This is a genomic window from Botrimarina mediterranea, from assembly GCF_007753265.1.
GTDB classification, from domain to species: Bacteria; Planctomycetota; Planctomycetia; order Pirellulales; family Lacipirellulaceae; genus Botrimarina; species Botrimarina mediterranea.
In genome coordinates, this window is sequence record NZ_CP036349.1 from 3,525,410 (window position 1) to 3,549,594 (window position 24,185).

Annotated in this window: 21 protein-coding genes; 7 read left to right on the plus strand and 14 right to left on the minus strand. The window is 65.1% G+C overall.

Annotation, left to right across the window (positions count from 1 at the left end; genetic code table 11):
- Positions 1 to 29: 29 nt before the first annotated feature.
- Positions 30 to 734, minus strand: a complete 705-nt coding sequence (locus Spa11_RS13515; protein ID WP_145113096.1) for an RluA family pseudouridine synthase — start codon at positions 732 to 734, stop codon at positions 30 to 32.
- 127 nt (positions 735 to 861) lie between these two features.
- Between Spa11_RS13515 and Spa11_RS13520 the strand changes: the two genes are divergently transcribed.
- From Spa11_RS13520 to Spa11_RS13530, 3 genes are all read left to right on the plus strand, one after another.
- A complete protein-coding gene (locus tag Spa11_RS13520) occupies positions 862 to 1,485 on the plus strand; it encodes a Maf family protein (RefSeq protein WP_145113098.1) in 624 nt (207 codons plus the stop codon).
- 183 nt (positions 1,486 to 1,668) lie between these two features.
- A complete protein-coding gene (locus Spa11_RS13525; RefSeq protein WP_145113100.1) occupies positions 1,669 to 2,916 on the plus strand; it encodes a formylglycine-generating enzyme family protein in 1,248 nt (415 codons plus the stop codon).
- A gap of 63 nt (positions 2,917 to 2,979) precedes the next feature.
- Positions 2,980 to 3,744 (plus strand): hypothetical protein, encoded by a 765-nt coding sequence (locus Spa11_RS13530; RefSeq protein WP_145113102.1) that lies wholly within the window; start codon positions 2,980 to 2,982, stop codon positions 3,742 to 3,744.
- Positions 3,745 to 4,155: 411 nt separating this feature from the next.
- On the opposite strand, the gene Spa11_RS13535 is transcribed toward Spa11_RS13530, so the two are convergent.
- Entirely contained in the window at positions 4,156 to 5,691 is a 1,536-nt protein-coding gene (locus tag Spa11_RS13535) for a M14 family zinc carboxypeptidase (RefSeq protein WP_145113104.1), read from the minus strand.
- 309 nt (positions 5,692 to 6,000) lie between these two features.
- Here Spa11_RS13535 and Spa11_RS13540 point away from each other — a divergent pair, with 309 nt between their 5' ends.
- A complete protein-coding gene (locus Spa11_RS13540; RefSeq protein ID WP_145113106.1) occupies positions 6,001 to 7,041 on the plus strand; it encodes a Gfo/Idh/MocA family protein in 1,041 nt (346 codons plus the stop codon).
- Positions 7,042 to 7,436: 395 nt separating this feature from the next.
- Here the strand turns inward: Spa11_RS13540 and Spa11_RS13545 are convergent, their stop codons facing one another.
- Positions 7,437 to 9,065, minus strand: coding sequence for a hypothetical protein (locus Spa11_RS13545; protein ID WP_145113107.1), 1,629 nt, complete (start codon positions 9,063 to 9,065; stop codon positions 7,437 to 7,439).
- The gene (gene tkt / locus Spa11_RS13550) at positions 9,062 to 11,095 is read right to left on the minus strand and encodes a transketolase (protein WP_145113109.1); all 2,034 of its coding nucleotides are present in this window, start codon (positions 11,093 to 11,095) and stop codon (positions 9,062 to 9,064) included. The genes Spa11_RS13545 and tkt overlap by 4 nt, the downstream gene beginning before the upstream one ends.
- A 313-nt stretch (positions 11,096 to 11,408) precedes the next feature.
- Here tkt and Spa11_RS13555 point away from each other — a divergent pair, with 313 nt between their 5' ends.
- The 3 genes from Spa11_RS13555 (at position 11,409) to Spa11_RS13565 (ending at position 13,163) form a co-directional block, all read left to right on the plus strand.
- Complete coding sequence (locus Spa11_RS13555) at positions 11,409 to 11,594, plus strand: hypothetical protein (RefSeq protein WP_145113111.1); 186 nt, start codon at positions 11,409 to 11,411, stop codon at positions 11,592 to 11,594.
- 90 nt (positions 11,595 to 11,684) lie between these two features.
- Positions 11,685 to 12,506 carry a ceramidase domain-containing protein gene (locus Spa11_RS13560; protein WP_145113113.1) on the plus strand — a complete coding sequence of 274 codons (822 nt, stop codon included), beginning with the start codon at positions 11,685 to 11,687 and terminating at the stop codon, positions 12,504 to 12,506.
- 273 nt (positions 12,507 to 12,779) lie between these two features.
- Positions 12,780 to 13,163 (plus strand): hypothetical protein, encoded by a 384-nt coding sequence (locus Spa11_RS13565; RefSeq protein ID WP_145113115.1) that lies wholly within the window; start codon positions 12,780 to 12,782, stop codon positions 13,161 to 13,163.
- 16 nt (positions 13,164 to 13,179) lie between these two features.
- On the opposite strand, the gene Spa11_RS13570 is transcribed toward Spa11_RS13565, so the two are convergent.
- The 10 genes from Spa11_RS13570 to Spa11_RS13615 form a co-directional block, all read right to left on the minus strand.
- Positions 13,180 to 13,947 carry a hypothetical protein gene (locus Spa11_RS13570; protein ID WP_145113117.1) on the minus strand — a complete coding sequence of 256 codons (768 nt, stop codon included), beginning with the start codon at positions 13,945 to 13,947 and terminating at the stop codon, positions 13,180 to 13,182.
- A 52-nt stretch (positions 13,948 to 13,999) separates the two neighbouring features.
- Positions 14,000 to 14,611, minus strand: a complete 612-nt coding sequence (locus Spa11_RS13575; protein WP_197529387.1) for a PEP-CTERM sorting domain-containing protein — start codon at positions 14,609 to 14,611, stop codon at positions 14,000 to 14,002.
- A gap of 50 nt (positions 14,612 to 14,661) precedes the next feature.
- On the minus strand, positions 14,662 to 15,333 hold the full coding sequence (locus Spa11_RS13580) for a hypothetical protein (RefSeq protein WP_145113121.1): 672 nt from the start codon (positions 15,331 to 15,333) through the stop codon (positions 14,662 to 14,664).
- A gap of 100 nt (positions 15,334 to 15,433) precedes the next feature.
- A complete protein-coding gene (locus Spa11_RS13585) occupies positions 15,434 to 16,090 on the minus strand; it encodes a hypothetical protein (RefSeq protein ID WP_145113123.1) in 657 nt (218 codons plus the stop codon).
- A 77-nt stretch (positions 16,091 to 16,167) separates the two neighbouring features.
- Complete coding sequence (locus tag Spa11_RS13590; RefSeq protein WP_145113125.1) at positions 16,168 to 16,800, minus strand: PEP-CTERM sorting domain-containing protein; 633 nt, start codon at positions 16,798 to 16,800, stop codon at positions 16,168 to 16,170.
- Positions 16,801 to 17,064: 264 nt separating this feature from the next.
- On the minus strand, positions 17,065 to 18,408 hold the full coding sequence (locus tag Spa11_RS13595; protein WP_231932928.1) for an amidohydrolase family protein: 1,344 nt from the start codon (positions 18,406 to 18,408) through the stop codon (positions 17,065 to 17,067).
- A gap of 283 nt (positions 18,409 to 18,691) precedes the next feature.
- Complete coding sequence (locus Spa11_RS13600) at positions 18,692 to 20,905, minus strand: ABC transporter permease subunit/CPBP intramembrane protease (RefSeq protein WP_145113129.1); 2,214 nt, start codon at positions 20,903 to 20,905, stop codon at positions 18,692 to 18,694.
- Between the two features lie 269 nt (positions 20,906 to 21,174).
- Positions 21,175 to 21,957 (minus strand): ABC transporter ATP-binding protein, encoded by a 783-nt coding sequence (locus tag Spa11_RS13605; RefSeq protein ID WP_145117009.1) that lies wholly within the window; start codon positions 21,955 to 21,957, stop codon positions 21,175 to 21,177.
- Positions 21,958 to 22,143: 186 nt separating this feature from the next.
- On the minus strand, positions 22,144 to 23,301 hold the full coding sequence (gene mqnC, locus Spa11_RS13610; RefSeq protein WP_145113131.1) for a cyclic dehypoxanthinyl futalosine synthase: 1,158 nt from the start codon (positions 23,299 to 23,301) through the stop codon (positions 22,144 to 22,146).
- Complete coding sequence (locus Spa11_RS13615; protein WP_145113133.1) at positions 23,298 to 24,158, minus strand: menaquinone biosynthetic enzyme MqnA/MqnD family protein; 861 nt, start codon at positions 24,156 to 24,158, stop codon at positions 23,298 to 23,300. Before Spa11_RS13615 ends, mqnC begins: the two co-directional genes overlap by 4 nt.
- Positions 24,159 to 24,185 lie beyond the last annotated feature (27 nt).

Consider the following 24,185-nt stretch of genomic DNA (forward strand, 5'->3'; position numbering starts at 1 on the left):
GAGTATGGGTCAGACTGCCGGGAGGGCAATCAAAGCCCCGCCAGAGCCTTCGCCAGGTCTCCGGGCGCCCAGTTGCCCCACCGCGGCGGGGGGGGGCACTCCAGCTCAAGCGGTTCGCGGCGGACCGGGTGCTCGATTCCCAGCCGCCACGAATGCAGGGCGATCCCCGGCTCATAGGGTTGGGTTGTGCCGTATTTGCTGTCCCCAAGGATCGGACAGCCGATCTTCGCCAATTGAACGCGGATCTGGTGCTTACGGCCCGTCATCAGCCGCACGGCCAAGAGGCTGTGTCCCTTCTGCGAAAGCAGCACCTCGTAGGACAGTTCGGCCCGTTGGGCGCCGGGCGTGTCGGCGTGGGTGGCGACCATCCGCCGGGTGCGTTCATCCTTCACCATGTGATGGACCAACGAGCCGGGGCAGGGGGGCGGCGTTCCTTTGACGGTCGCCAAGTAGACCTTATCGACTTGGCGTGCGCGGAACGCCTCGCTGAGCCGCCCGGCCGCCTTCGACGTGCGGGCGAAGATAAGGAGCCCCGTCACCGGCGCGTCGAGCCTGCTGACGACGCCGAGATAGACCTTGCCGGGCTTGTCGTACTTCTTGGCGACATAAGCCTTCGCCATGTCGAGCACCGAAATAACGCCCGCCGCCGCCCCCTGCGTCGGCGGGCCCGCCGGTTTGGCGACGGCGAGGAGGTGGTTATCTTCGAGGAGAATTCTTAGCGGTTCGTAAGGCACGGAGTTTCTTGTTTCTTAACGAGTGCCCGCGAATGACGCGAATCGGCGCGAATCGGCGCGAATGAAATAAGGGGATTCGCGCCGATTCGCGTCATTCGCGGGCAAAATCCTTTTAACGGAGCCCCCAATGTCGCAGCCGCAGCTCGTACTCGCCAGTGGTTCACCCCGTCGCCGAGAGTTGCTCGCCGAGGCGGGGTACGATTTTCGGGTCGTTGCGGCGCGGGACGGAGTGGAGGAGGGGGGGCTGTGCTCGAACTGTGGGCCGGCGGAGCTGGTGGTCGATCTGGCCATCGTGAAGCTCAACGATGTCATCGACCAGCTCACCGGTGAGAGCGAGCCGCTGCTGGTGCTCGCCGCCGACACGGTCGCCGAGTGTGACGGCCAGATTCTCGGCAAGCCCGCCGATGAAGACCATGCCGCCGCGATGATGCGGGCCCTCAGCAGCCGGCGGCACCGCGTTTATACAGGCGTCGCTCTGGCCCGCGTCGCGTCGGGAGTGGCAGTGCGATTGGCCGCCGAGACCGTCGTCACCACCCTGCGGATGAACGACCTGTCGGCCGACTGGATCGCCGACTACGCCGCCTCGGGCGCCTGGGAGGGGAAGGCGGGCGGCTTCGGCTACCAGGACGGCTTGGGCTTCGTCCACGTCGAGACCGGCAGCGAGTCGAACGTCGTCGGCCTGCCGATGGAGCGGGTCGTCGAGTTGCTCGCCGCGGCGGGCTGTTTCCCCGAGCGGGGCGGGCAATCATAATCGGGGTCTACCCTTTTTCGGCCCCACCCCCGGTTGGTTCAACCTGTTTGAAGAACCGGACGCTAAGGCGTGCCGGCTGATCTTATAAATGGCTGGCGCCTATCAGCCGCGGGGCCTTAGCCCCCGGTTCGACTCCATCGCTTGACGTCACTTCTCCCCACAGCAAGCCCCATTAAGCACGACATGCCGAAAGCTGCTCACCGACTCCGTTGGATCCTGTCCCTCGCCACTGCGGTTCTTCTCGCTGGACAGGTCCGGGCCGAAGTAGGCATCGTCACGGAGGCCCCCGGCGATGACGTCCAAACCGTCAAAACCGACCGCGGCTGGATGGTCCCCTACACCGAGACGATCCCCGGCACGGACGCCACGTTCGAGATGGTCCCCGTCCCCGGCGGCTTCGTCCATCAAGACGTTGGCGCCGAGGGGGAAGAGCCGGCGCTGGTCGAGGTCGAGCTGCCGCCGTACTGGATCGGCAAGACCGAGGTCACCTGGGCCGAGTACCGCCCCTACATGGACCTCAATCAGGCCTACGCCCAGATCCAGCAGCTGGCGACGCTCGAAGCCGATGGCGACGCGGCCGCCGCGATCCAGAAGGCGCCGCACCTCGCTAAGAAGTTGTCGATGAAGCGCGCGGTGGACGCCGCGACGATCGAGGTCGACGCCGTCACCGCACCGACCGCCCTCTACGACCCGTCGAGCACGTACGAGTCGGGCGAAGAGCCAGAGCTGCCCGCCGTGACGATGACGCCGTTCGCCGCCCGGCAGTACACCAAATGGCTCAGCTCGCTGGTGGGCCGTGACTACCGCCTGCCGAGCGAGGCCGAGTGGTTCCGCGCCGCGGCCGCCGACGACTACGCCGAGCCGGCGGACCTCGACGCGGTCGCTTGGTACACCGACAACGCCGACTACGTCGCCCACCCGGTCGGCGAGAAGGAGCCCAACGCCTGGGGCCTCTACGACATGCTCGGCAACGCCGCAGAGCTGGTGCTCGACGGCGTCTATGCCGAGGGCCGCGAGGCGCCGTCGGGAAGGCGCCTGACGTGGGCCGAGGCGGTCGCTTGGCCTCGCAAGGGCGACGGCCGCATCGCGAAAGGGGGCTTCTACGACGCCGAGGCAGACACCGTGACGCTCACCGCGCGTCTCGTGACCGAGGACTCCGACTGGAAGGCTTCGGATCCGAATCTCCCGGCGAGCCCCTGGTGGTACACCGACTTCCCGGCGACCGGCGTCGGCTTCCGTGTGGTGCGCCCGCTCGACCCGATCCCCGACGACATCCGCGCAAAGGTCTGGGACGCTGAAGAAGAGAGCGTCGCCCGCGCCGTCACCGAGCGCTTAAGAGAAGGCCGCGGCAAGCTCGGCCCGATCGGCGCTGACCTGCCGGCGGTGCTGCAGGAGTTGGGGAGTCCTGAGGTGAAGAAGTTGATGAAGTGATTAGATTCTCAAAGAATCAATCAACACAACAAGCCAGGCCTGCCCTCCTCATCTGGAGTTCCCATGGCGATTGAAGTCGAATGCGAAAACTGCCAAAAGGTGCTCCTTCTCAAGGACGCTTGTGCTGGAAAAACTGGCAAGTGTCCATATTGCAAGAAGGCGATCACTGTACCAGCTCCTAACCCCGCGAAGCCAACTGCAGTTGATCAAAAGGAGCCGACAGACAAACAGATCGCCTACGCTCAAAGCCTAGGAGTCATTGTCCCATCAGGCATCCGCCGAGCAGAGCTAAGCGAGCTAATTGACGAGGCGAAGAATCAGCTTCCTGCAACCGAGAATCAGAAAGTGATGCTCCGGGACTTGGGTGTGAGCTTTCCCGATGATATCCGATCGAGTCAGATCAGCATGCTGATCGACGCATGCTTCGACATCCAGGGGCAGATGGCGTCTCGTGCTCCTCAACGCCACGAAGAACAACTCAGACAAGCGGACATGCTCATTGATTCCGCTACCGATATCCAATTGCTACAAGAGCTTAGCAACCGAGGGCGGCTCTTCTTTACATTCATTATGGATGATGACGAATTTCGATACCAAGAGGGCCTGCCAATTGAAGGTCGGATCACATGGACAGATAGTCTTAATGAAGCTGACGTCAAGTATGTCATCAGCCGCTTGGCTGCCGATTGGTGTCGGGATCACGACATGAAAATCTATTCGGATGAATTCGATGGTAACCCACCAGAACTTAAGTACGTTGCTGGAGAACTAGATACGCAGGGAACGGCATACAACTTCTCATTCCCATCTACAGATGATGATGCGTAGCACGCTTATGCGTTGATGGCCGCAGAAAGGCGGTAGCAATGCCATGCTGAGCTGCTGTCGCCCCTCCGGGGCTGTCACGAACTTTGCGTCTCCCACCAGGGGCTCGCGCCCCTGGCTACGCGCTTTCGCCCCTCCGGGGCTGATTGCTTGGGCGCCCAGGGACCGGGCCTCGGACAGCCCCGAGTCGCGTCCGCGAAGCCTCGGTTTTTCCCAGGTCTTTCCGGAGCACCCCCTGTGAGGCTCCAGGAGCCCTTCTGCGGGGCTCTTGTGCGGGGTCGACACCTGGGTCGGAATGGGGTCCAACACGCCGTTCTAGGGGCCTTCCTGCGGCTCTGGACGCGTGTCCACGGGAGGGCCGGGCAGCGGCCGTCAGCGTGGGGCAACTCCGGGAGCTGACGCTTCCCGGAGGAATCACCGAGCGTCCCGACCGCCCAACATGCCCACCACGGCGAGCAACGCGACGACCACCGCCGCCGGCTCAGGGATCGCCCCCGCGGCGCCGGCGCGCGTTGCGCCGTAGTTACCTTGCCAGACGGCGTAGTCCAAACCATCAATCACCTGGTCGCCGTTGGCGTCGGCCACGAGGCCCGGGCCCGTCGCCCCTTCGGCGTCGCGCCACACGGTGTAGTCTGCCGCATCGACGACGCCGTCGTAATTGAAGTCGCCCGCCAGCTGCGGGGCCCACGTGTTGTAGAGCGCGACGCCGAAGTTAGCGCCGAGGTTGAGGTAGTAGTCCGTGTTGCGTTCCCATGTGAACTGGGTCTCGAACGTGACTTCGACCTCCGCGTCGAGCATCCGTCGCGCGAAGCCGGCGGTGGTGTAAGAGCCGCCGCCCGAGATCGCGGTCAAAACGTTCGGCTGAAGCTCAAGCACTTCCAGCCACCAGTCGGCGTCGGCGTCCGCCGAAGTGATAAACGCAAAGTCGTCGGGCCGGCCGTCGAGGGGGTCGATCGTGTAGTCCGGGACGGTCGAGTGGAAATCGACGAACACGTCCACGCCGCCGGGCGTCGCGCTCGCGTCGGCGATCATCGCCAGGCCCGTGTCGCGGACCTCTTTGCAGTCGTTGCCGCCGCAGCCGTAGTTGCTATTCGACCAGCGCGTCGAGTCCCACAAGCCGTTGGGGTCGCGGCCCTCGTTGTTGACGGTCGTGCGGCTCATGCCCGCGTAGCGGCCCGACGGATTGAGCACGGGGTAGGCAAGAACCTCGACGTTGTCACGGACCCACGACGCGCGCGGGTCGTCGGAGATCAGCCAGTCCACCATCCCCTGATAGGTCCAGGTGCCGAGCGACTCGCCGGCGTGCAGCCCGCTGGCTATGACGACCTTGTGCTTGTCTTCGATCAGGGAATCCGTGGCGGGGTTGGTAACGCGGTAGCCGAAGACGTCCAGCGCCGGCACGGCGCGGCCGAGGTCATCGACACCGGGGGCGGAGCTGCCGATGACTCCCGCCGCGTTGGCCGATGGCGACGGCGCCGCCCAGGGGGACTCGAGCACCGCCTGGGTGTGCGAGACGGATCGGCCGTACGAGTAAGGGATCGCGTAGGCGACGTAGACCTCGTTCTGCGTGAACGGCGTGCTGCTGCTGAACGTGTACGTGGAGCCGCCCAGCTGGTTGTTCTCGAAGAACTGCCAGTTCTCACCGTCGTACGAGTAGACGAACTCGTGCTCCTGCAACTCATGCAATCCGGGCGTGGCGTCGCCGGCGAAGTTCGAGCTGATCGAGAACGTCGGCTGGGCGTTGAGCACGCCGGACGCCTTGAAGTTCACCCACCGCCAGCGGCCGCTGCCGTAATAATTATCCCGGCCGACGAGCTGGACGTTGATCAGGTCGCCGCTCCAAGACTCCAGCGACCCGTGATCGAAGTTGGCGTCGATCGCGATCCGGGCGTGAGACACCGAACCGGCAATCACCAGGGCGGCAACAACAGCGCGACACAGGCGGGGCATCGACACAGGGGGCGGCAGAGACTCGGCTGGGGACGCCGTTCCGGCGGGCGTCACGCTGGCCGGTATCGTAGCCAATCGCCCGGCCGAATCCCCCCAACCTGCGCAGGCGAGAGTAAACCCACTAGCAAAAGCAGCCCTCACCGTCACCCCCTACGCCCTCAGCCCGTCAGACCCTTACCCCTCGCCTACCCCCTAACCCTAAAACAGGAAAGGCTTTGGGACTTTGGCGCCGATCCCTTATACTGCCACCCACGGCACGCTAGCGAACCGTCGATCACTCCCACTCTTGGCCATAAAGCAAGTCACGCCTTGAAGCTCAAAGTCGGCCTCATCGGGCTCGGCCCCACCTGGCAGTCGCGGCATCGGCCCGCCCTGGCGGCGCTATCGAATCGGTACAGCGTCCGGGCCGTCTGCGATCCGATCGCCCACCGCGCGGCGCAGGTCGCCGACGAGCTGGGCGCCCGACCGGTCTACGGTTTCCGTGCCTTGGCCGCCGCCGACGACATCGAGGCGATCTTGATGCTGTCGGGACGCTGGTTCGGCGCGCTGCCGATCCTCGCCGCCTGCGACTACGGCAAGGCGATCTACTGCGGCGCCTCGGTCGACCTCCGCCAGGACGAGGCCGAGGGGCTCCGCGAGCGCGTCCGCCGCTCGGGGATCGCCTTCATGGCCGAGTTCCCGTACCGCCTCGCCCCGGCGACGATCCGGCTTAAAGAGCTTATCGCCACGCGGCTCGGCGCGCCGCGGATGATGTTCTGCAACGAACGCCACGCCGCCCCGGCGCCCAACGGCGGCGTCGCCGAATGCCCGGCAAGCCACAGCCGGCGCCTGATCGAGATGGTTGACTGGTGCCGCTACATCGCCGACAGCGAGCCCGTCACCGTCCAATGCGCGACGCACCGCAGCGCCGTCAGCGTGCAGCCCGAGGACTACTCGCTGGTGACGATCGACTTCGAGCCGGACGCGTCCGGCGCGCCGCCGGTGCTCGCCCAGATCGCCTGCGGCAGCTATGTGCCGACCGGCTGGACCGAGGCCGCCGCGTTCCGCCGCCCAGCCGACCTGCAAGTCGCCTGTGAACGCGGCATCGCCTTCGTCGATCTGCCGGGCACCGTCACCTGGTTCGACGAAGCGGGCCAGCACACCGAGCACCTGCAAGACGAACGCCCCTTGGGCGAACGCCTGCTGATGGCGTTCCACCGCTCGGTGTCGAGCCTGGTGTTGCGATCGTCGAGCCTCGACGACGCCTACCGCGCGCTGCAAGTAGTGCTCGCCGCGCAGCACAGCGCAGCGAGCGGGCAACGCGTCGCGTGCGCGCCGGGCGACGCATCACCGACCTCATTTGGCGTCTGAGCCGCGGGCGGTAGCCCTTGGAGTGACGCGGGTAACCACTACCTCCGAGGGCTACCGACCACGGCTTATAGCGGACTTTATTTTGCCGTAGCGTCGCGCGCAGAGACGCGGAGACGCCGAGGGTAGGCAGCGAAGACTCACGCCAAGCCCCCAAGGCGCAAAGACAAGGTCGTTGAGAAATGAGCGTAGCCGCTAACGATCGCACAGCAACGCGTTCTTTGCGGCTTAGCGCCTTTGCGTGAGTCTTGGAGGCATCCAACTCTGCGTCTCTGCGCGACACTTCCCCACGTTGCTCCGTGGATCAGAGCGAGGCTAGAAACGCTACGGCCAAGTGAAGCACGCTCTAGACGTTCACAATCGCGGGAGCGGATTCCGCCACGCTGTATTGGCGCGCGTTACGGCCGTTTCGGCTTCTCGTTCGATCGCCAGTGAGTGACGGCGTTCTCGTAGGTCGCGATAGGCAGCATCGAATCAATGCTGAGCGAGTCGCCACCCGTGACGCGCAGCGTCGCAGCGGGCGATTCGGCCATCGGCTTGCGGGGGCGGAAGCCGATTGTCCCCTGCTCGTCGATCGCTTCGATCATCGATTTCCAGGCGAACCAGCGGTCGAGGCGCAGCTCGCCCTCGATCAGCACGGGACGATTGGCCAGCACGGGACGGTCGGCAGTCGCCTTGGCGGGATCCGATTTCAACAGCTCCATCGCCGGCTCGCCGTAACTGACCAGCCACTCGTTCGACTCGTCGCGGCGCGTGATATCGATCGCCAGCACGTCGCCACCGTAGTAACGGTCGAACACGGCCTGGACCTCGGGGCTGCGGTCCAAGCCAAAACCCTTGAAGAGGTCGGTCGAGATGCGCCAGCCCTCGGCGTCTTCGAGCGGCGCCATCTCGAGCCGCAGCGGCATCCGCGCCTCGGCGGCGTCGATGAGTTGGTTCCAACGCAGCGTCGTTAGCTGCAACGTGTCGCCAAGCGACGCCGCGTCGCCGTCCCAGGCGAACGTCGCGACGTCGTTCGTCGCGACCGGCTCGCCCTTAGCGGGCAGACGCCGTAGCATCGCGACGGACCGGTAACGCGACAACAGTTCCCGGTACGCCTCGGCGACGTCGTCCCATTGCGGCTGCGGGTACTCGGGGGCGTCGATCTCATCGGGCCGACACCTCATCCAAGCGATGGCGAGATCGATGAACTGCTCGGGGAGGCCGTAGGGCAAGACGGCGTGGCTGATCGCGCCATCGGGCGCCGAGTAGTTGGCGGCGGTCGCCGAGTCGATCGGAGTGACTGCTTGAGAGATTTCCGAAGTGAGCTGCACGGCGCCGTCGTCCATCGTGACCGCCACCTCTAGCGGCTCGTTCCACGACGCCAGCTCGTTCGCAAGCGGCGCGTAGGGCGCTAGCTGATCGAGATACTCGTCGAAGCCGCGCGGCCAGCGCCACGGCCCGATGCGGCCTTGCCCGGCGGCGAGCTGTCCTTGCCGACGCTGCTTGAGCCCTGCGGCGAGTCGATGCTGCCCCGCCCTCGACACCACCAGCCTCACGCCGCCATCGACCGACCAAGCGGCCGGCTCGCTCGGGCCGTCGCCTTCGTCAGCGGCGGCCAACCCGTCGAGCAGGCCGACCTGCACCCAGCCGTCGAGGTCCACGAGCGTCAGGTCGTAGCCCGAGACGTTGGCGACCGCGACGCTGTCGGCGCGGTCGGCGTTGAGCGCGTCGCAGAGGGCGTCGAAGTCGTCCGTCGGCAGGTACGCGACGGGGCTCAGGCTCCCTTGCTTGCCCGGAGCGAGCGCGAAGCCCCACGGACGCTCCGTGATCTCGACGCCCGGCAGCATCGTTGCGAGCGACTTGCCGATTGGCGGGACCTTGCGGCCCCACGGCGCGAAGAGCTTCGCGGCGCCCGCCTCGAGCGTCGCCAAGTCCTTCGCCTCAACCGCCACGAACCAGCCCGACGGCAGGCTCGCGCGCCAGTCCGCGGCATTCGCTACGGCAGCGACCAGCAACAAGACGACGACGAGCGGCCGCGCGATCACGCCAGGACTCGCTTGGCGGCCTCGACAACGCCGTCCACGGTGATGCCACGCTGGGCAAAGACTTTCTCCTGCGGGCCCGAGGCGCCGTAGGTGTCCATGCCGACGAACTCGCCGGCGAGGCCAAGGTAGCGGTCCCACGGCTGACGGATCGCCGCCTCGACCGCGACGCGCGCCTCCACTTTTCGCGGCAAGACCAACTCCTTGTAAGCGTCTTCTTGCTTCTCGAAGATCTCCATCGACGGCATGCTAACAACACGGGCTTCGACGCCGTCGGCGACAAGCTTCTCGTACGCGGCGACGGCGAGCTGTAGCTCGCTGCCCGACGCCATCAGGATGACGGTAGGCTTGCCGCTCGGGGCGTCGGCGAGGACGTAAGCGCCCTTCGCGACGCCCTCGGCCGAGGCGTACTTGTCTCGGTCGATCGTCGGCAGATTCTGGCGGGTGAGGATCAGCGCGGTGGGACGCAGCTGCTCCTTGAGCGCCGTCTTCCACGCCTGGGCCGTCTCGTTGGCGTCGCCGGGACGCAGCACGTGCAGGCCCGGGATCGCGCGGCACGCGGCGAGCTGCTCGACGGGTTGGTGCGTCGGGCCGTCTTCGCCGACGCCGATCGAGTCGTGCGTGAAGACGTAGATCACCGCCTGGTTCATGATCGACGCCAAGCGGATCGACGGGCGGCAGTAGTCGCTGAACACGAAGAACGTCGCCACGTACGGACGCAATCCACAGAGCGACATGCCGTTGGCGGCGGCCGCCATGCCGTGTTCACGGATGCCCCAGTGGAAGTTGCGGCCGGCGTGCTCGTCGGCGGCGAAGCTCTTCTCGCCCGACAGCAGCGTGTTGGTCGAGGGCGCGAGGTCGGCCGAGCCGCCCAGCAGCCACGGGTACTGCGGCGCAATCGCGTTGAGCGTCTTGCCGCTGGAGGCGCGCGTCGCGAGGCCCTTGGCGTCGGCGGGGAACGTCGGCACGGCCTCTTCCCAGCCGAGCGGCTCCCGGCCCGCGATGATGTTATTCAGCTCGCCCGCCAGTTCGGGGAACTCCTTCTCGTAGGCCGCGAACAGCTTCTGCCAAGCGGCGGACGCCTCGGCGCCGCGCTTGCCGAGAGTTTCGTTGAAGTGTTCCAGAACGCCGTCGGGGACGTAGAACTTCTGGTCCGCGGGGAGGCCGTAAGCTTCCTTGGTGAGCTTGATCTCTTCGTCACCGAGCGGCGCGCCGTGGGCGCCGTGGGTGTTCGCCTTGTTGGGCGAGCCGTAGCCGATGACGCTCTTGACGATGATCATCGTCGGCCGCTCTTGCTCGGCCTGGAAGGCGTCGATCGCCCGGCCGAGGGCGGCGAGGTCGTTGGCGTCATCGACGCGTTGCACCGCCCACCCCATCCCCTCGAACTTCTTACCGATGTCCTCGCTGAACGCCAACTCGGTCTCGCCCTCGATGGTGATGTTGTTGTCGTCGTAGAGCCAGCAGAGGTTCGACAGACCGAGGTGCCCGGCGATCGACGCCGCCTCGGTGGCGACGCCTTCCATCAGGTCGCCGTCGCTGCACTGCGTGTAGACGTTGAAGTCGAAGAGCGTCTTGCCCGGCTTGTTGTAGCGCGCGGCGAGCCAGCGGCTGGCGATCGCCATGCCGACCGAATTGCCGCAGCCCTGACCCAAGGGGCCGGTCGTCGTCTCAACGCCCGCGGTGTGATGGACCTCGGGGTGGCCGGGGGTCTTGCTACCGAGCTGACGGAATTGCTTAAGGTCCTCGATTGTCAGCGACGGGGAGCCGTCTTCATTCTTCACGCCCGCCAGATGGATCACCGAGTAGATCAGCATCGACGCGTGGCCGCACGACAGCACGTAGCGATCGCGGTTGGGCCACTCGGGCTGGGCCGGGTCGTACTTCATCACCTCCGCCCACAGCTTGTAGGCGACCGGCGCCAGGGCCATCGGCGTGCCGGGGTGCCCCGAGTTAGCCGCCTGCACGGCGTCCATACTCAGGGTGCGGATGGCGTTGATGGCGGCTTGCGTGATGTCGGCAGTGGTGGCGGGCATCGGCGGGCTGGTGGAGGCGTTAAGGGGCGGTGTCAAAACGGTCGACAGAGGCCCGCAGTGTACGAACTGCGCAGCGGACCGGTCAACGACGCGCAAACGCAAGACCGGTTCCGAATTGCGTAAAAAGGCTCGCAATCGGGTCGTCGGCGAGCCCCCGATGTTAATCGGGGGAGTGCGCCGGTGCTCGCTTCACTCCCCCAACTAACGTTGGGGGCTCGCCGGATTTCCTGCAAGTGAATCCGACCGCACTCCTTCGCCGGCTTCTGCTAGAACTATCGTTATCAATCCCTCCGCCGCGAGGGACATTCCAACCATGGCCGACGATAACGCCGTACTCTCCGCCGAATGGCTCGCTGAGGTCGCGCGTCGCTCCGCGGACCTTGACGCCGGTGTGGTGATTACGGTGGCTTGGGAGACGGTGCGGGAAAACACCCTTCGTCGCGCGGGCCTTGCGGACGCCGACGGGGCGTCTTACCAAGGCGCCGACGGAGATCGTTGAATTGTTGCTCTTGTCCACGCATCGCGGCGACCCGGATACTGAGGTAAACCGTTGAGTTTGCCTAACCCCTTTCGGCTATTCCGCGTTCGCATGCCCTACGCCCGTCTCTGCTTTCTCATCCCGCTTGCGGTCGCCGTCGCCTGCTTCGCGGCTCTCGGCGTGACGGCGCTATTGGGCTGGCCGGGCGAGCACGGCGTCAGCGCGCTGCAGTTTTGCGAAGCGATTCAGAACGGCTTTGTCGCTCAACCCGCCAACACGTTCTCGAATCTCGGCTTCCTCGCCATCGGACTGGGCATCGGCTGGCAGGCGTCGCGCGACGTAGCCGCGCGCAAGGCGGCGACGTGGTCGAACCGGATGGTGACAACCGTCTTCTACCCATCGACCTCCGCGTCTTGCTCGATCCTCATCGGCGCGGGCAGCACGTCGCTGCACGCCTCGACGACGCGCTGGGGCGCCGAGCTTGACCTCCTGTCGATGCACCTCTGGGGCGCCTGGATGATCGCCTACGCGACGACGCGACTGCTGCGGCTGGGCGACCGCCACTTCGTGCAGCTCTGGATGGCGCAAGCGGCGGCGATCGCGGCAAGGCTGGCGTTTGGCGAGCCCTACACCATCAAGGGCAGCACGCTCTTTGGAGCGATGGTCGCCACCGCGGTAGGAATCGAACTGATCGGCGCCTGGCGCAACCGCCGACGGCAGAAGACCGACCTACGCTACCTCGGCTGGGGAGCGGTCACGTTCCTCACGGCGTACGCCTGCTTCCTCACCAGCGGCACCGACGGCCCGTGGTGCGACCCCTACTCGCTATGGCAAGGCCACGCGGTGTGGCACCTCCTCTGCGCGGGCGCGACGGCGTTCGTGTATCTCTACGCGCGATCTGAGCGTTTATTGGCGCAGCCTCTTGAAACGTAGGGTCCGCTGTGCGGACCGTGGAAAGCGGCATGCTGCGCACCCCGGCTCGCATCGTGCTGATCTCATCGAGTTCTTCGGCGCGATTCTGACGGGGCATGTCAGTGGGCGCTGGACCGCCTACCCCCAACCACGGTCCGCTACCAGCGGACCCTACGCGCCTAGTCAATTCGACGCAGCGATTTCGCGATCGCATCGGCGTACGATGATCGATGAAGTCCAACAAGACGCGGCCCCCAGGAGGGACCCACTACTCTCGTCGTTAGGAGCGTCACCATGTACGCCGCTGCCCCCGCTCACTCAACTGAACTCGTCACCCGTCGTGTCGCCCAATGGGGAAGCCTCGCCGCCGCCCTGCTGTTCGGACTCGCTTACACGATGGAGCGTGACCACGACATCTTCGGCACGTACTACTTGGCGACCTACACAGCGCTCGTCGTCGCGACTTTCGTTGGCTACGCGATCGCCTGGAGCCCGCGCTACGAAGTGATCGGCAGCGTGGTGGCGCTCGCGGCGTCCCTGGGCGCGTACTTCATCGCCCCGCCGTTCGACATGCCGCTGCCCAACCCCGCGTTCTTGCTAGTCGGCCTGCCCGCGCTGCTGCACCTGCTCGCCGTATGGCTGCACGGGCGTCATCAGGATCGACTGCCGTCGCCGTGACCTGAATGCTGGTTCCTCAGTTGAGTCGTCTCCGCTCTGTGCGAAGAAGAGACGCTACCCAACACGCGACGACAAGAAAGGCCGCGCTGGGTTCAGGCGCTGCGGTCGTTGCGGCGGGGCTCTGCCCCCACACGGAAAGCAACCACGTAAGTTCATCATCGCCGACGCCGGGGGCTGTCGGCTGGATTCCTGTCCAACCAGCCGGTACCGGGGGTACGGGCAGTCCCCAGTTCGAAAGTAGCAGCGTTAGGTCGCCATCACCAATAGCCCCGCTTCCGTCGAAATCGCCAGGAGTAAATTCGACAACCACTCCGGACTGGTCGAATAAGCCCCTTGTCATGACGCCCGCTTGCGCTACGAGCCCCGACGCCGAAACTCCCGAGAAGCCGAGGGGCCAGGGCTGGGTCACGCTGTACTCAAATGTCAGCAACGTGTAGGTGCCCGGCCCGTCAACGATCCCCGAGCCAAGAGCGGCAAAGGCGCGGCCCAGTTCGGGCTCGAAGGTTAACCCAAGACTGTCTCCGCCCTCAGTCGAGCCCTCAATGAAGGGGCTGTCTCCTGGGTTCGCGGTGTCGAAGATCGCCGAATTGATGGCGACGTTTGTCAGCGAGTAAGCTCCCGCATCGGTGAGTGCAATTTCAGCAGCAATCGAGCCGCTCCCCGTCACGGTGATGTCGAGCCGCCCCGTGTTTGCGCCGGTGTCCACAAGGTTGATAGACGGCAGCGCGAGCGAAGGGGCTGCCGACAATCCGAGCATCGCGACAGCTGCAAGCAGAGTACGCATTTGAGTCCGTCTCGTTCAAGAGTGCGGGTTCGATAGGCGTGGACGTCTACGTTCAGGCGCGCCGACGGGTCGCTGCGGCGAGCAGACCTAGGCCAACGAGGGCAGCAGTAGTGGGCTCAGGAAGCGGAGGGACCTGACCCTCAAAAATTTGTCCCGTTCCTCCCGCGTTGCTAAAAAAATAAATCGTTCCCCTCGCGTCGTTCGAAAACGTCAGCCGAGCGACGGGGAAATCGTCCCCCCCATTGATCACAACCCCCGGCGCCGGCGCCCAGGCGATGTTCACTCCTTGGGTGTCGAACTTTTTCGGCCCGTTCTTGCCGGCGATTTCGGTAGACCCGCCCACCACGAGAACGCTGGAAGAGGTTCCCGACGTAAAACCACCCATGGTGACAAAGCTGTCCGACGCCACCTCGGGGAAAATAGGGATCAGCGCGTCGGTGGGCGCAGTTTCCGTCCCAAATGAGGCGTTCTGATAGATCGATCCCGACGTCAACTCCACCACCATTTGCTGACCGAACAACTGTTCGTCGAAGCTGATGTACAAGTCCCAAACCGTGTAGCCAGCAGGTGTTCCCGGCACAATGGCGCTGCGCCATTGTGGAGAAGTGAGCAGCGCAGCGTTTGTCGCCGAGGTTACGAACAGCAGAGCGATTACCGCAAGCATACCGCGTCGACACATGATCGAATCCCCTATGGAAGTTAGTCAAGCCAGAGTTAGTTCAACGACGTACGACCGATTCGTACCTGATCTCTTTTGCCACAATGGAGCGCGCAGGCGAACAGCAAAAACCATGTTAACATCGCCGACGATGGTTCGGGAAAAATAGGGTCTGGGTCCGGGGGGTCAATCAGTCCGAACAGGTTGCCCTGAATGATTTGCCTACTCCAAACAACCCCTTGCCCTCCCGAGTTCGAGAAAAGGTGGACAGTCCCATTCGCGTTATCGGAGAGCGTAATTCTTGCAATCGGGAAGTCGTTGCCGCCATTGATGACCACTCCCGGCGCCGGAGCCCAAGCAATGTTGATGCCTGCGGTATCGAACTTCTTCGGACCAGCGAAACCGGCTAACTCTGTTGAGCCGCCGACAACGAGCACACTCGACGACGTATTCCGAGTGAAACCGCCGATGGTCACAAAAGTGTCGGAAGCCACCTCGGGAAAGATTGGGATGAGTGCGTCGTTGGGCGCTGTTTCTGCACCAAACGAGGCGTTCTGATAGATCGATCCCGACGTCAGCTCCACCACCATTTGTTGACCGAACAGTTGTCCAGTGAAGTCAATGGAGAGGTCGTTGACCTTATAACCAGCCGGTGTCCCCGCGACGGTAGGGAACGTGACATTCTGAGACAGTGTTGCCGCATTCCCGACTGAACTTGTGGCGATCAAGAGCAGCGTTAGACAGGAGTATCTCGTGATTTGCACTTTGACGAGGTGGTTGGCTTAAGAGGGATAGCCAAATGGCCGTCGGACAGACGCGCTTCGTTCTTCAAAGCCTCGCTCGATGACGTGGCTGGCCTACCGTTACTGCAGCGAATCCCAGACCCGCGAGCAACAACGACACCGGCTCCGGAACGTTGTAGAGACGGCCGTTGAGAATCCCGCCGCTAACAATCCTCCCAACGCCACCCGAGCTGCTGTAGAGTCGCCAGGAACCTTGGGCGGTGTTGGTTAGAGTGATCTGCGCAATCGGGAAGTGGGCGCCGCCATTGATGACAACTCCGGGCGCGGGCGCCCACGCAACGTTGAGCGCTTCGGTGTCGAACTGTTTGGGGCCACTCACTCCGAGCTCCGTCGAACCGCCGACTACGAGCATGCTTGAGGAGCCAGGAGAAGAAGCGAAGGCGCCAAGTGTCACGTACGTGTCAGCCGACAACGAAGGATTTACAGGGAAGAAGGGATCTGGAATCGGCGGCCCATCACCGGGATTGGTTGGGTCTTGGAAAATCGCTCCCTGCGTGAGCGTCACCAACAACTGTTGACCGAAGAGCTGGCCGTCGAAGTTGATCAGCATGCCATTAACGACATGCCCCGCCGGCGCCGGTATCGATCGTTCAATCAACTCCGGCTGTCCAATTAGCGCGGCATGCGTCGGAGAAACCGCGACGGTGAGCAGGATGGCCCCCAAGGTGAGTAGTTGCTTCACGATGCCTGCTCCAGAGGGGGAGTTGAGTGAAATCGATTGATAGCAAAGGCGACGACCTCGTTTTCTGCCGCAGGTTGTTACTCTCGTCGCGTTGGGCGTAAGGCTGCGGCAATCGCTCCAAAGCCGGCGAGCAACAGCGAAGCGGGCTCGGGGCAAAGGTTGAAACCGCCACCGGAGATACAGCCACTCGTGACGACGCCTGTGCCGCCCGCGTTGCCAAAGTAGTGCCACGAACCTCTGGCGTCATTGGAGAGGGTGATCTGCGCGATGGGAAAATCCCTACCGCCGTTGACGACCACGCCGGGCGCTGGAGCCCACGTGATGTTGATTCCCACGTTGTCGAACTTCTTCGGGCCGTTAACACCCAGTTCGGTTGTACCGCCAATAACGATGACGGGCCGCGATGTCACTGAATCGTATCCTCCGATCGCCACGAAGGTGTCGGCTGCTAATGATGGGAAGATAGGGAACAACGCCGGACTGGGTGGCGTCTCTGTTCCGAATACATCTTGGTAGATCGTCCCCTGCGTGAGGGTCACTACCAATTGTTGTCCGAAAAGTTGCCCGTCGAAATCGATTGACATGCCGTTAACCACATGTCCCGCCGGCGCGCCCGGGACAGACCGATGGACGAATTCGGGCGAGCCGATCAAAGCGGCGTCAGCGACACCATTCGCACACAACGCCAACAAGACGAGAATACGAGCCATACCGCCTCCAGTTAGAAAAGATGCGCGTGCCCTATACGCCGATTTTACCACAATTCACACGCCATCCCTACCAAGAATCGGCCACCTAGCCGATCGGTCGAACAGCTTAGGGAGGCAACGGCCAAGCAACGCCGACGACACTCATTCCGCGTCGCCGCCAATAGCATTGAGGTGCGGCGCAGAGGTTTCGACTCCATGCGCATGCCGCAAGGGTTTGCGCATCGCGACAGGCCTTCCGCGCTCTCTTAAGAAACAGAGGTGAAGCTAAACCGCGACGACCTCAAGCGCTTCGCCGCCGAGCCAGACGTACTCGACGTCCTCGTCGGAACGGAGCACCGCGGCGAGCAACTCGTCGGGGCGGCCCTTGGCGTTCTTCGGCAGCGGGACGCTCACGAGGTCGGCCATCGCGCCGGGGCGGATCGCGCCGACATCTTCGAGGCCCAGCGCTTCGGCGCCGCTGAGGGTGCCCATCCGCAGGACGGTCTCGGCCGGGACGGTCGGGTGCTGTGCGGCGACTTCGCGCATCTCGCTGAGCAGCGAGAGGTCGGGGCTCGACGCCCGGCTGTCGGTGCCGAGGCAGACCGGCACACCAAGCTCGAGCGCCTGTGTCAGCGGGTACGGCTTGTGCTTGAAGTGGGCGTGGGTCCGCGGGCAGTAGCACAGCGACATGGCGCCGGCCTGGCGGGCCATCATCGCCAGCTCGCTGTAGTCGAGGTAGTTGCCGTGGACCACGAGCGACTTCGGCGCCCGGGTGAGCATCCGCAGGTAGTCGAGCGGCGCTGAGCCGCGGCCGATGACCCAAGGGTCCCACATGCCACGCTCTTCGAGGATCTGCTGGAACGGTCCGCGGCCTTCGGCGAGCAGGCGCAGCTCTTCGGGCGACTCGGCTAGGTGCATCGCCACCGGCATCCGCCGCGTTGCGGCGAGCGAGACGAGTTCGCGGATCAGCGCCGGCGACGCGGTGTACGGCGCGTGCGGGCTGACACCGAGGCGGTAGCGCGGGCTCGGCTTCGGCGCCGAGCCGTTGAGGCCCATGCCGTTGTAACCGTTCGCATGGCCGTTGCTGTGGCCGTTGGCGTAGCCGTTCGAGCCGTTTAGCCCGTTGACGGACGCCGCGTGGCCGTTGCCCGAGACGTCGCTCGGCCGCGTCAGCGTGGCGAGGTCTTCCAAACGGGCGTCCGCGGCGTTGAGCGCCGACTGCGCGCGGGCCTGTGAGAAGCCGATCGACTCTTGTAGCAGGACTAGCCGCGGGCTGTAGCCGTCGGTGCGGTAGGCCTCGGTCTCGGTGCGGCAGATCTCGGCGACGGTGGTGACGCCGTAGCGGATGCTCTCTTCGAGGCCGTCCGAGATCGCCTTGCCGATCTTCTTGGCGTTGGGCCGCTTCTCGATGACTTGGCGGATCCAGTCCGGCAGCGTGATGCCGGTGCGGCCGATGGGGCGTTTCTGGCCGCTGAACTCGAGGTGGCAGTGGGCGTTGACGAAGCCGGGCATGAGGGCTACGTCGCCGAGGTCCTCGACCTCGACATCCGGCGGCGCCTGACGGCCGATGCGTTGGATGCGGTCCCCCTCGATAACGACGATCGCGTCCTCAATAGGAGGCGCCGCCACCGGGCAAACCAATCGGGCTCGCAAAGCCTGTCGTGTCATCGTATTCCTAAAGATCGCCGGCCCGTCGGGGGACTGAAAACTCACTCCCCGGACGCCGCCGTGTTGTCGCCTTATTCCCCACCGGCTGGTGGTTCGTCGCGGTGGGCCGCGTCTTGGGTGGCGGACGCATCCCGCTGGATGCCTCCGCCAAATACAGGACGGTCCCCAGGCGTCGGAGGTTCCGTCTCGACGCCTACGCCGGCGCCACAGGCTCGCTAGGGGCGTTTCCGCCGCGAAGAAGGCCTCAAGAGGCCGTGCCGAGCCGCGCTGCGACCTGCGGTTTGCCGCGGTCGTGGCTGCCAAGCGCCCAAATGAGCCCGGCCGCCGCGACGCCCCCCAGGATAGCAAAGGGCGTCGCGTAGCCTAGCTGTTCGGCTGGCATTTCGATGAAAACCATGTCATGAACGCCCCAGCTAGCGGCGACGTTGCGGATTGCCTCTGCATTGAGTGCCGAGACAAGCTGTAACGCGTTGTACACCGCATGGAAGACGACGCACGGGATCAACGAACCGGTACGGACAGCGATAAGTCCCAGCAAGAAGCCTACAGGAGCCGCGGCGAGCGACTGCTGGAGCACCGTGTGGGCGGCGCCGAAGAAGACCGCCGTCATCAGAACGCCGCCCAGGTCGCCAAGCGACTTGCGCAAACCCGAGAGCACAACGCCGCGGAACGCAAGCTCTTCGCAAACCGCCGGCAGCACGGCGAGCAGCAGCACCGTTAGAGCGATTGAAGGCGAGTCCGTGATCCATCGCGAAACCTCGCCCAACTGGGCCTCGACCCCTTCCGGCAAGGGATAGAGCCCCTGGATGCCCGTCTTGAGCCGCTCACTCAGCGGGATCAGGCAGAGGGCAGCGAGGGCGGCGACAGCGATGTCCCGACCGCGAACGGGACCCTTAAGCAGCAGGCTGCGGAGCGGGTCGCGCGTCAGCAACCAAGCCACCGCCAGGGCCGGCGCCAGGATCTGGAGCTGCGAGAGGATGGTTAGGACCGCCAGATAGCCGAAGCCCGATTCGCCCTGGATCGGCGCCGGCATCAGCGGCGTCAGCAAGGACCGCAACAGGAAGATCCCAGCGACGCACGCCATCGCGGCGGCGGCGGAGGGCGTCTCGCCCCGGCGGCGGACCATCGCGGCGAGCTGGGCCTTGGGGCTGAAGCGCTCGCTCTCACGGAACAGCACCGACTCCTGGTTGAACTGCGACACCGCCCACCGCATCGCCAACCAGCAACAGACCGCCGTCACCGCGATCACCGGGGCGAGGTAGAGCGCGGCTTGCGCGACTTGGCCCTCGATCGTCGCCCGCAGCAGCAACACGAGCCCCATTACGGGGACTAGGCTGTTGCCGAGGTTGAGTTCGACGCCCGGCGCCGTGGGCATCAGCATCAGCGGCGTCGCGGCGAGGAACAGCGGCATGAAGTAGTACTGCCCCTCCTTCGTGCTCCGCGCGTACGCCGCGCAAGCGAGCGACAGGGCGCTGAACAGCGCCGACATCGGCAGCACCGCGACCACCAGCCAGAGCATCGCCGACACCGGCGGCGGAGCGAACGCGGCGCCGAGGCCCGCCATTCCGGCCAGCTGACCCATCAGCACCTTGGCCGTCAAAGCGAGGCTCGCCAGGTTCAATAGCGCCGTGAAGATGCTGAAAGTCATCACCGTCAGCAGCTTGCCGCCGACAATCTCGCTGCGCCGCGCGGGGCTCGCCAGCAGCGTCTCGAGCGTGCCGCGTTCCTTCTCGCCAGCACAGAGGTCGATCGCGGGGTAAAACGCCCCGGTGAGCGCCCATAGGAAGACAATGAACGGCAGCAGCTTGGCCCACAGCTGGGCGTTGCGGGATTCCTTCGGCGCCACATCGACCTGGTCGACCGAGAAGGGCTGTGTCGCCGCAATCGGCACGTTGCGGGCCCGCAGGTTGCCGGCGACAACGGCGTCGCTCCAACGCCGCAACAAGCTCGTTACGCGCAGGCCGGCGAGCTGTGACGACTCACGGCTCGAGTTGAACCGGACGGCGGGCTGTGGCGGCGCTACCGCGGCGGCGTCGGTCGTCTCGGCTTCGCGCGAACGCTCGACGCCCTCGGCAAAGTCGTCAGGAAAACAGATCGCGGCGTCGATCTCACCGCCGGCGACCGCCGCCTCGGCCATAGCAAGCCGCTCGCCGGCCGGCGCCGACCGCTCCTCGACTTTCAGCCGCCCGCGTTCTTCTGGGTCGATAAACAGGTCGGCCGCGAATCGGTCCCCGTCCACCAGCGCCGGCAGCCCCTCGACGTCGCGCAGTTCGTCGGCGCCGTAGATGGCGACCTTGCCCGTCGTCTGACGCATGAACTGCGCCAGCTGGAACATGCTGGTCCCCAGCAGCGGGTACATCAGCACCGGCAGCACCGCGACCATGAACAGCGTCCGCCGATCGCGGAACTGATCACGGATCTCACGCTGCCAAATCCAGAGGACGTTGCGCAGATTCATGGAGGGGATGGGGGGATGGTCTATCGCTGTAGTTGTCGCGGGTTTTGTTCAGGCCGCCGATGGAGGGTTTGTCGATTTGGGGAGATGGGGGGATGGCGGTTCGTAACGGGGAGTCCTTCAGCTAAATGAGTAATTCTGTAGGAGGGGTCTCTGACGCCGATTGCGGTCTCTTGGCCATTTCGGCATGGTGCGCGTAATCGGCGTCGGAGACGCCTCCTATAAACAAGCTCCACACCGCGTCGGGCCGCCCCGCCAATCGTCCATCCCCATTATCCCCCCACACCCCCATCATCTCCCTTCCTTTCGATCGCCTCGCGTTCAGCGTTCGAGACGAGGTGGAAGAACAGCTCTTCTAAGTCATCCTCGCCGTGGCGCTCGCGGAGGTCGTCCATCGGGCCGCAGTCGATGATCTTGCCGCGGTACATCACGGCGATGCGGTCGCAGATGCGCTGGACCTCGCTCATGATGTGCGTGGAGAAGACGACGCACTTTCCTTCGTCGCGTAGCTCGGCGACCGCGTCGAGCGACGCCCGCGCGGCAAAGGCGTCGAGACCGTTAGTCGCTTCGTCGAAGACGATCACCGGCGGGTCGTGGACTAGCGCACGGGCGATCGAGGTTTTCTGCTTCATGCCGGTGGACATCTTCGCGCCAAGCGTGTCGCGGAGGTCGTCCATCCGCAGCTTGGTGAATAGCCACTCCATCCGGTCACGCAGCTGCGCCGGCGCGAGGCCGTGCAGGCGGCCGAAGTACTCGACGAACTCCCACGCCGTCATCCGGTCGTAGACGGCCGTGTTCGCCGAGATGAAGCCGATCTGATTGCGGACCAGCTCGGCCTGCTCGACGCAGTCGAAGCCGTTCACCCGGGCGACGCCGGCCGTCGGCTTTAGCAGCGTCGTGAGAATCCGCAGCGCGGTCGTCTTGCCGGCGCCGTTGGGGCCGAGGAGGCCAAAGACCTCGCCCGAGTGCGCCGAGAACGACAGATGATCGACGGCCAGCACTTCGCCGCGCGCCAAGTCATCGTACGCCTTGGTGAGATCGACGACCTCGACCATCGGGCGGCCGAGGGGCGGCGTCTCGGCGTCAACCGTCTCTACGGGGCTCGTCACAGGAGGCATAGGCGACGGGCGGCGCGAAACGGGGACGGTCGTGCGGGTTCTTTCGGTTGGAGGGCGCTAAGCCGCAATCGCCAGTGTTCATGACCGGCCGCTCGCGGCTTAGCGCCCCCTCAGACCTCAACCCTAGCTCACTACCGGAAGCTTCGGCAGTCCCTTGTGGGCGGCTTTGACGGCCCGCATTTCGTGCTCAGGGTCGACCAACTCGTAATGAACGTTCCGCTGCCGGGGGGTGAACCCCAGCTCTTCGATGGCGCCGCGGATGTCGTCGAGGGTGAGGAAGTGAACGGTCCCGGCCTCGGCGACGACGTTCTCCTCGATCATCAGGCTCCCCATGTCGTTGGCGCCGTAGAGCATCGCCATCTGGCCGACCTTGAGCCCCTGCGTCACCCAGCTCGATTGGAGGTTGGCGAAGTTGTCGAGATAGAGCCGCGCGACAGCGTTGGTCTTGAGGTACTCGTGGGCGCCGGCCGGCGGCAGGTGGTCGAGCTGCGTGTTATCACGCTGGAAGGTCCAGCAGATGAACGCGGTGAATCCCTTGTGGCCCGCCGCAAGCGACTCGTCTTGCAGGTCGCGCAACCGGTCGAGGTGTTCGATCCGTTCTTCGAGCGTCTCGACGTGACCGAACATCATCGTCGCGCTGCTGCGGCCGCCGAGCTGGTGCCACTCGCGCATCACGTTCAGCCAGTCGTCCGACAGCACCTTGCCGCGGGTGATCTCTTTACGGACGCGATCGACCAGGATCTCGGCGCCGCCGCCGGGGAGGCTCCCCATGCCGGCCGCCATCAACCGCTCAAGCACTTCGCGAAGCGGCAGCTTGTTGATCTTGGTGAAGTGATGGATCTCCGGCGGGCTGAAGGCGTGCAGGTTGACCTGCGGGAACGCCCGCTTGATCTCGCCGAGCATCGACTCGTACCACTCGAGCTTGTACTCGGGGTGCAGGCCGCCTTGCAGCAGCGTCTGCTCGCCGCCGAGCTCGACCGTCTCTTGCACCTTCTTGAGGATCTCGTCGATCGAGAGGACGTAGCCCTCGTCCGACTTGGGCCCGCGGTAGAACGCGCAGAAGTCGCACACCGCGGTGCAGACGTTCGTGTAGTTGATGTTGCGATCGATGTTGTAGGTGCGGTGCGGCTCGGGATGGAGCCGGCGCGTCACCTCGTCGGCCGCGCGGCCCAACGAGGCGAGGCTCGCTTCCTTGAGGAGTCGCACGCCCTCGTCGCGCGTGAGGCGCTGACCTTCGGCGGCTTTGGCGAGAATCTCTTGGACGCTGATAGCGGCGATCATCGGACGGGCAGTGGTGTTGCAGTCGTGTTGGAGTTCGACGCGTCGGGGAGCAGCCCGGCCTCGCGGCACTGCTGGCGGAACAGCTCGAGGCCACGCCGCTCGCGCGGGCCGAGCGTGAACCGCAGGTTCTGGCGAAGGTAACGCTCGGCGTGCTCGACCGTAAGCCCGAGCGGCGGGCCTTCTTGCTGAGCGATTGCGGAGAAGGCGACGAAGCCGTCGTCCCGCATCGCCTCGAACAACGCCGCGAGCGCCGCGCCGTCCACGTTCGGACGCGCAGCCCACACGGCGAAGACGAACGGCAGGCCCGTGTCGCGGCGCCATTCTTCGGCGAGGTCCCATTCGGCAACGAACTGCTCTCGCAACTCAGCAGCCGGCGTGTGCATCGCGCGGTCGCCAATGAGGAGCACCGCGTCCGCGTCGGAATCGCCAAGCCCGGCGCCGATCGGCAAACGCGAGCGCTGCGGCTCGACGCCGACACGACGCAAGAGCAGGAGGCGACTCAGGGCCGCGCTCGTCCGCGACCCTTCGTCGAGCGCGAGCGTCCTCACCTCGGCGGGCGGGCGACGGAAGTAGACCTTCACGCTGCTCACCGGCCCGTCGGCCGCGACGCAGGCGTCCGAAACAATCCGCCAGTCGGGCGCCGCCAGCGCCTCGAACGCCGGCACCAGGGCCGCGTCGAGCCGCGCCGCCGTGAGCGAATCGGCAAGCCGGCTCGGCAGGTCTTTCAAGAGCCGCACGCCACGAAGCGCCGCCTCCGACTCGGCTAGCCGGCGGGCGTGCTCCTCGAAGCGATGGATCAGCGGCTTCGAGTTCAGGTAGTTCACCGCCCCGACGCGGAGCGGCTCGAACGGCTTCATCGGCGGGGCAGGGGGGGTGAGGGCGAG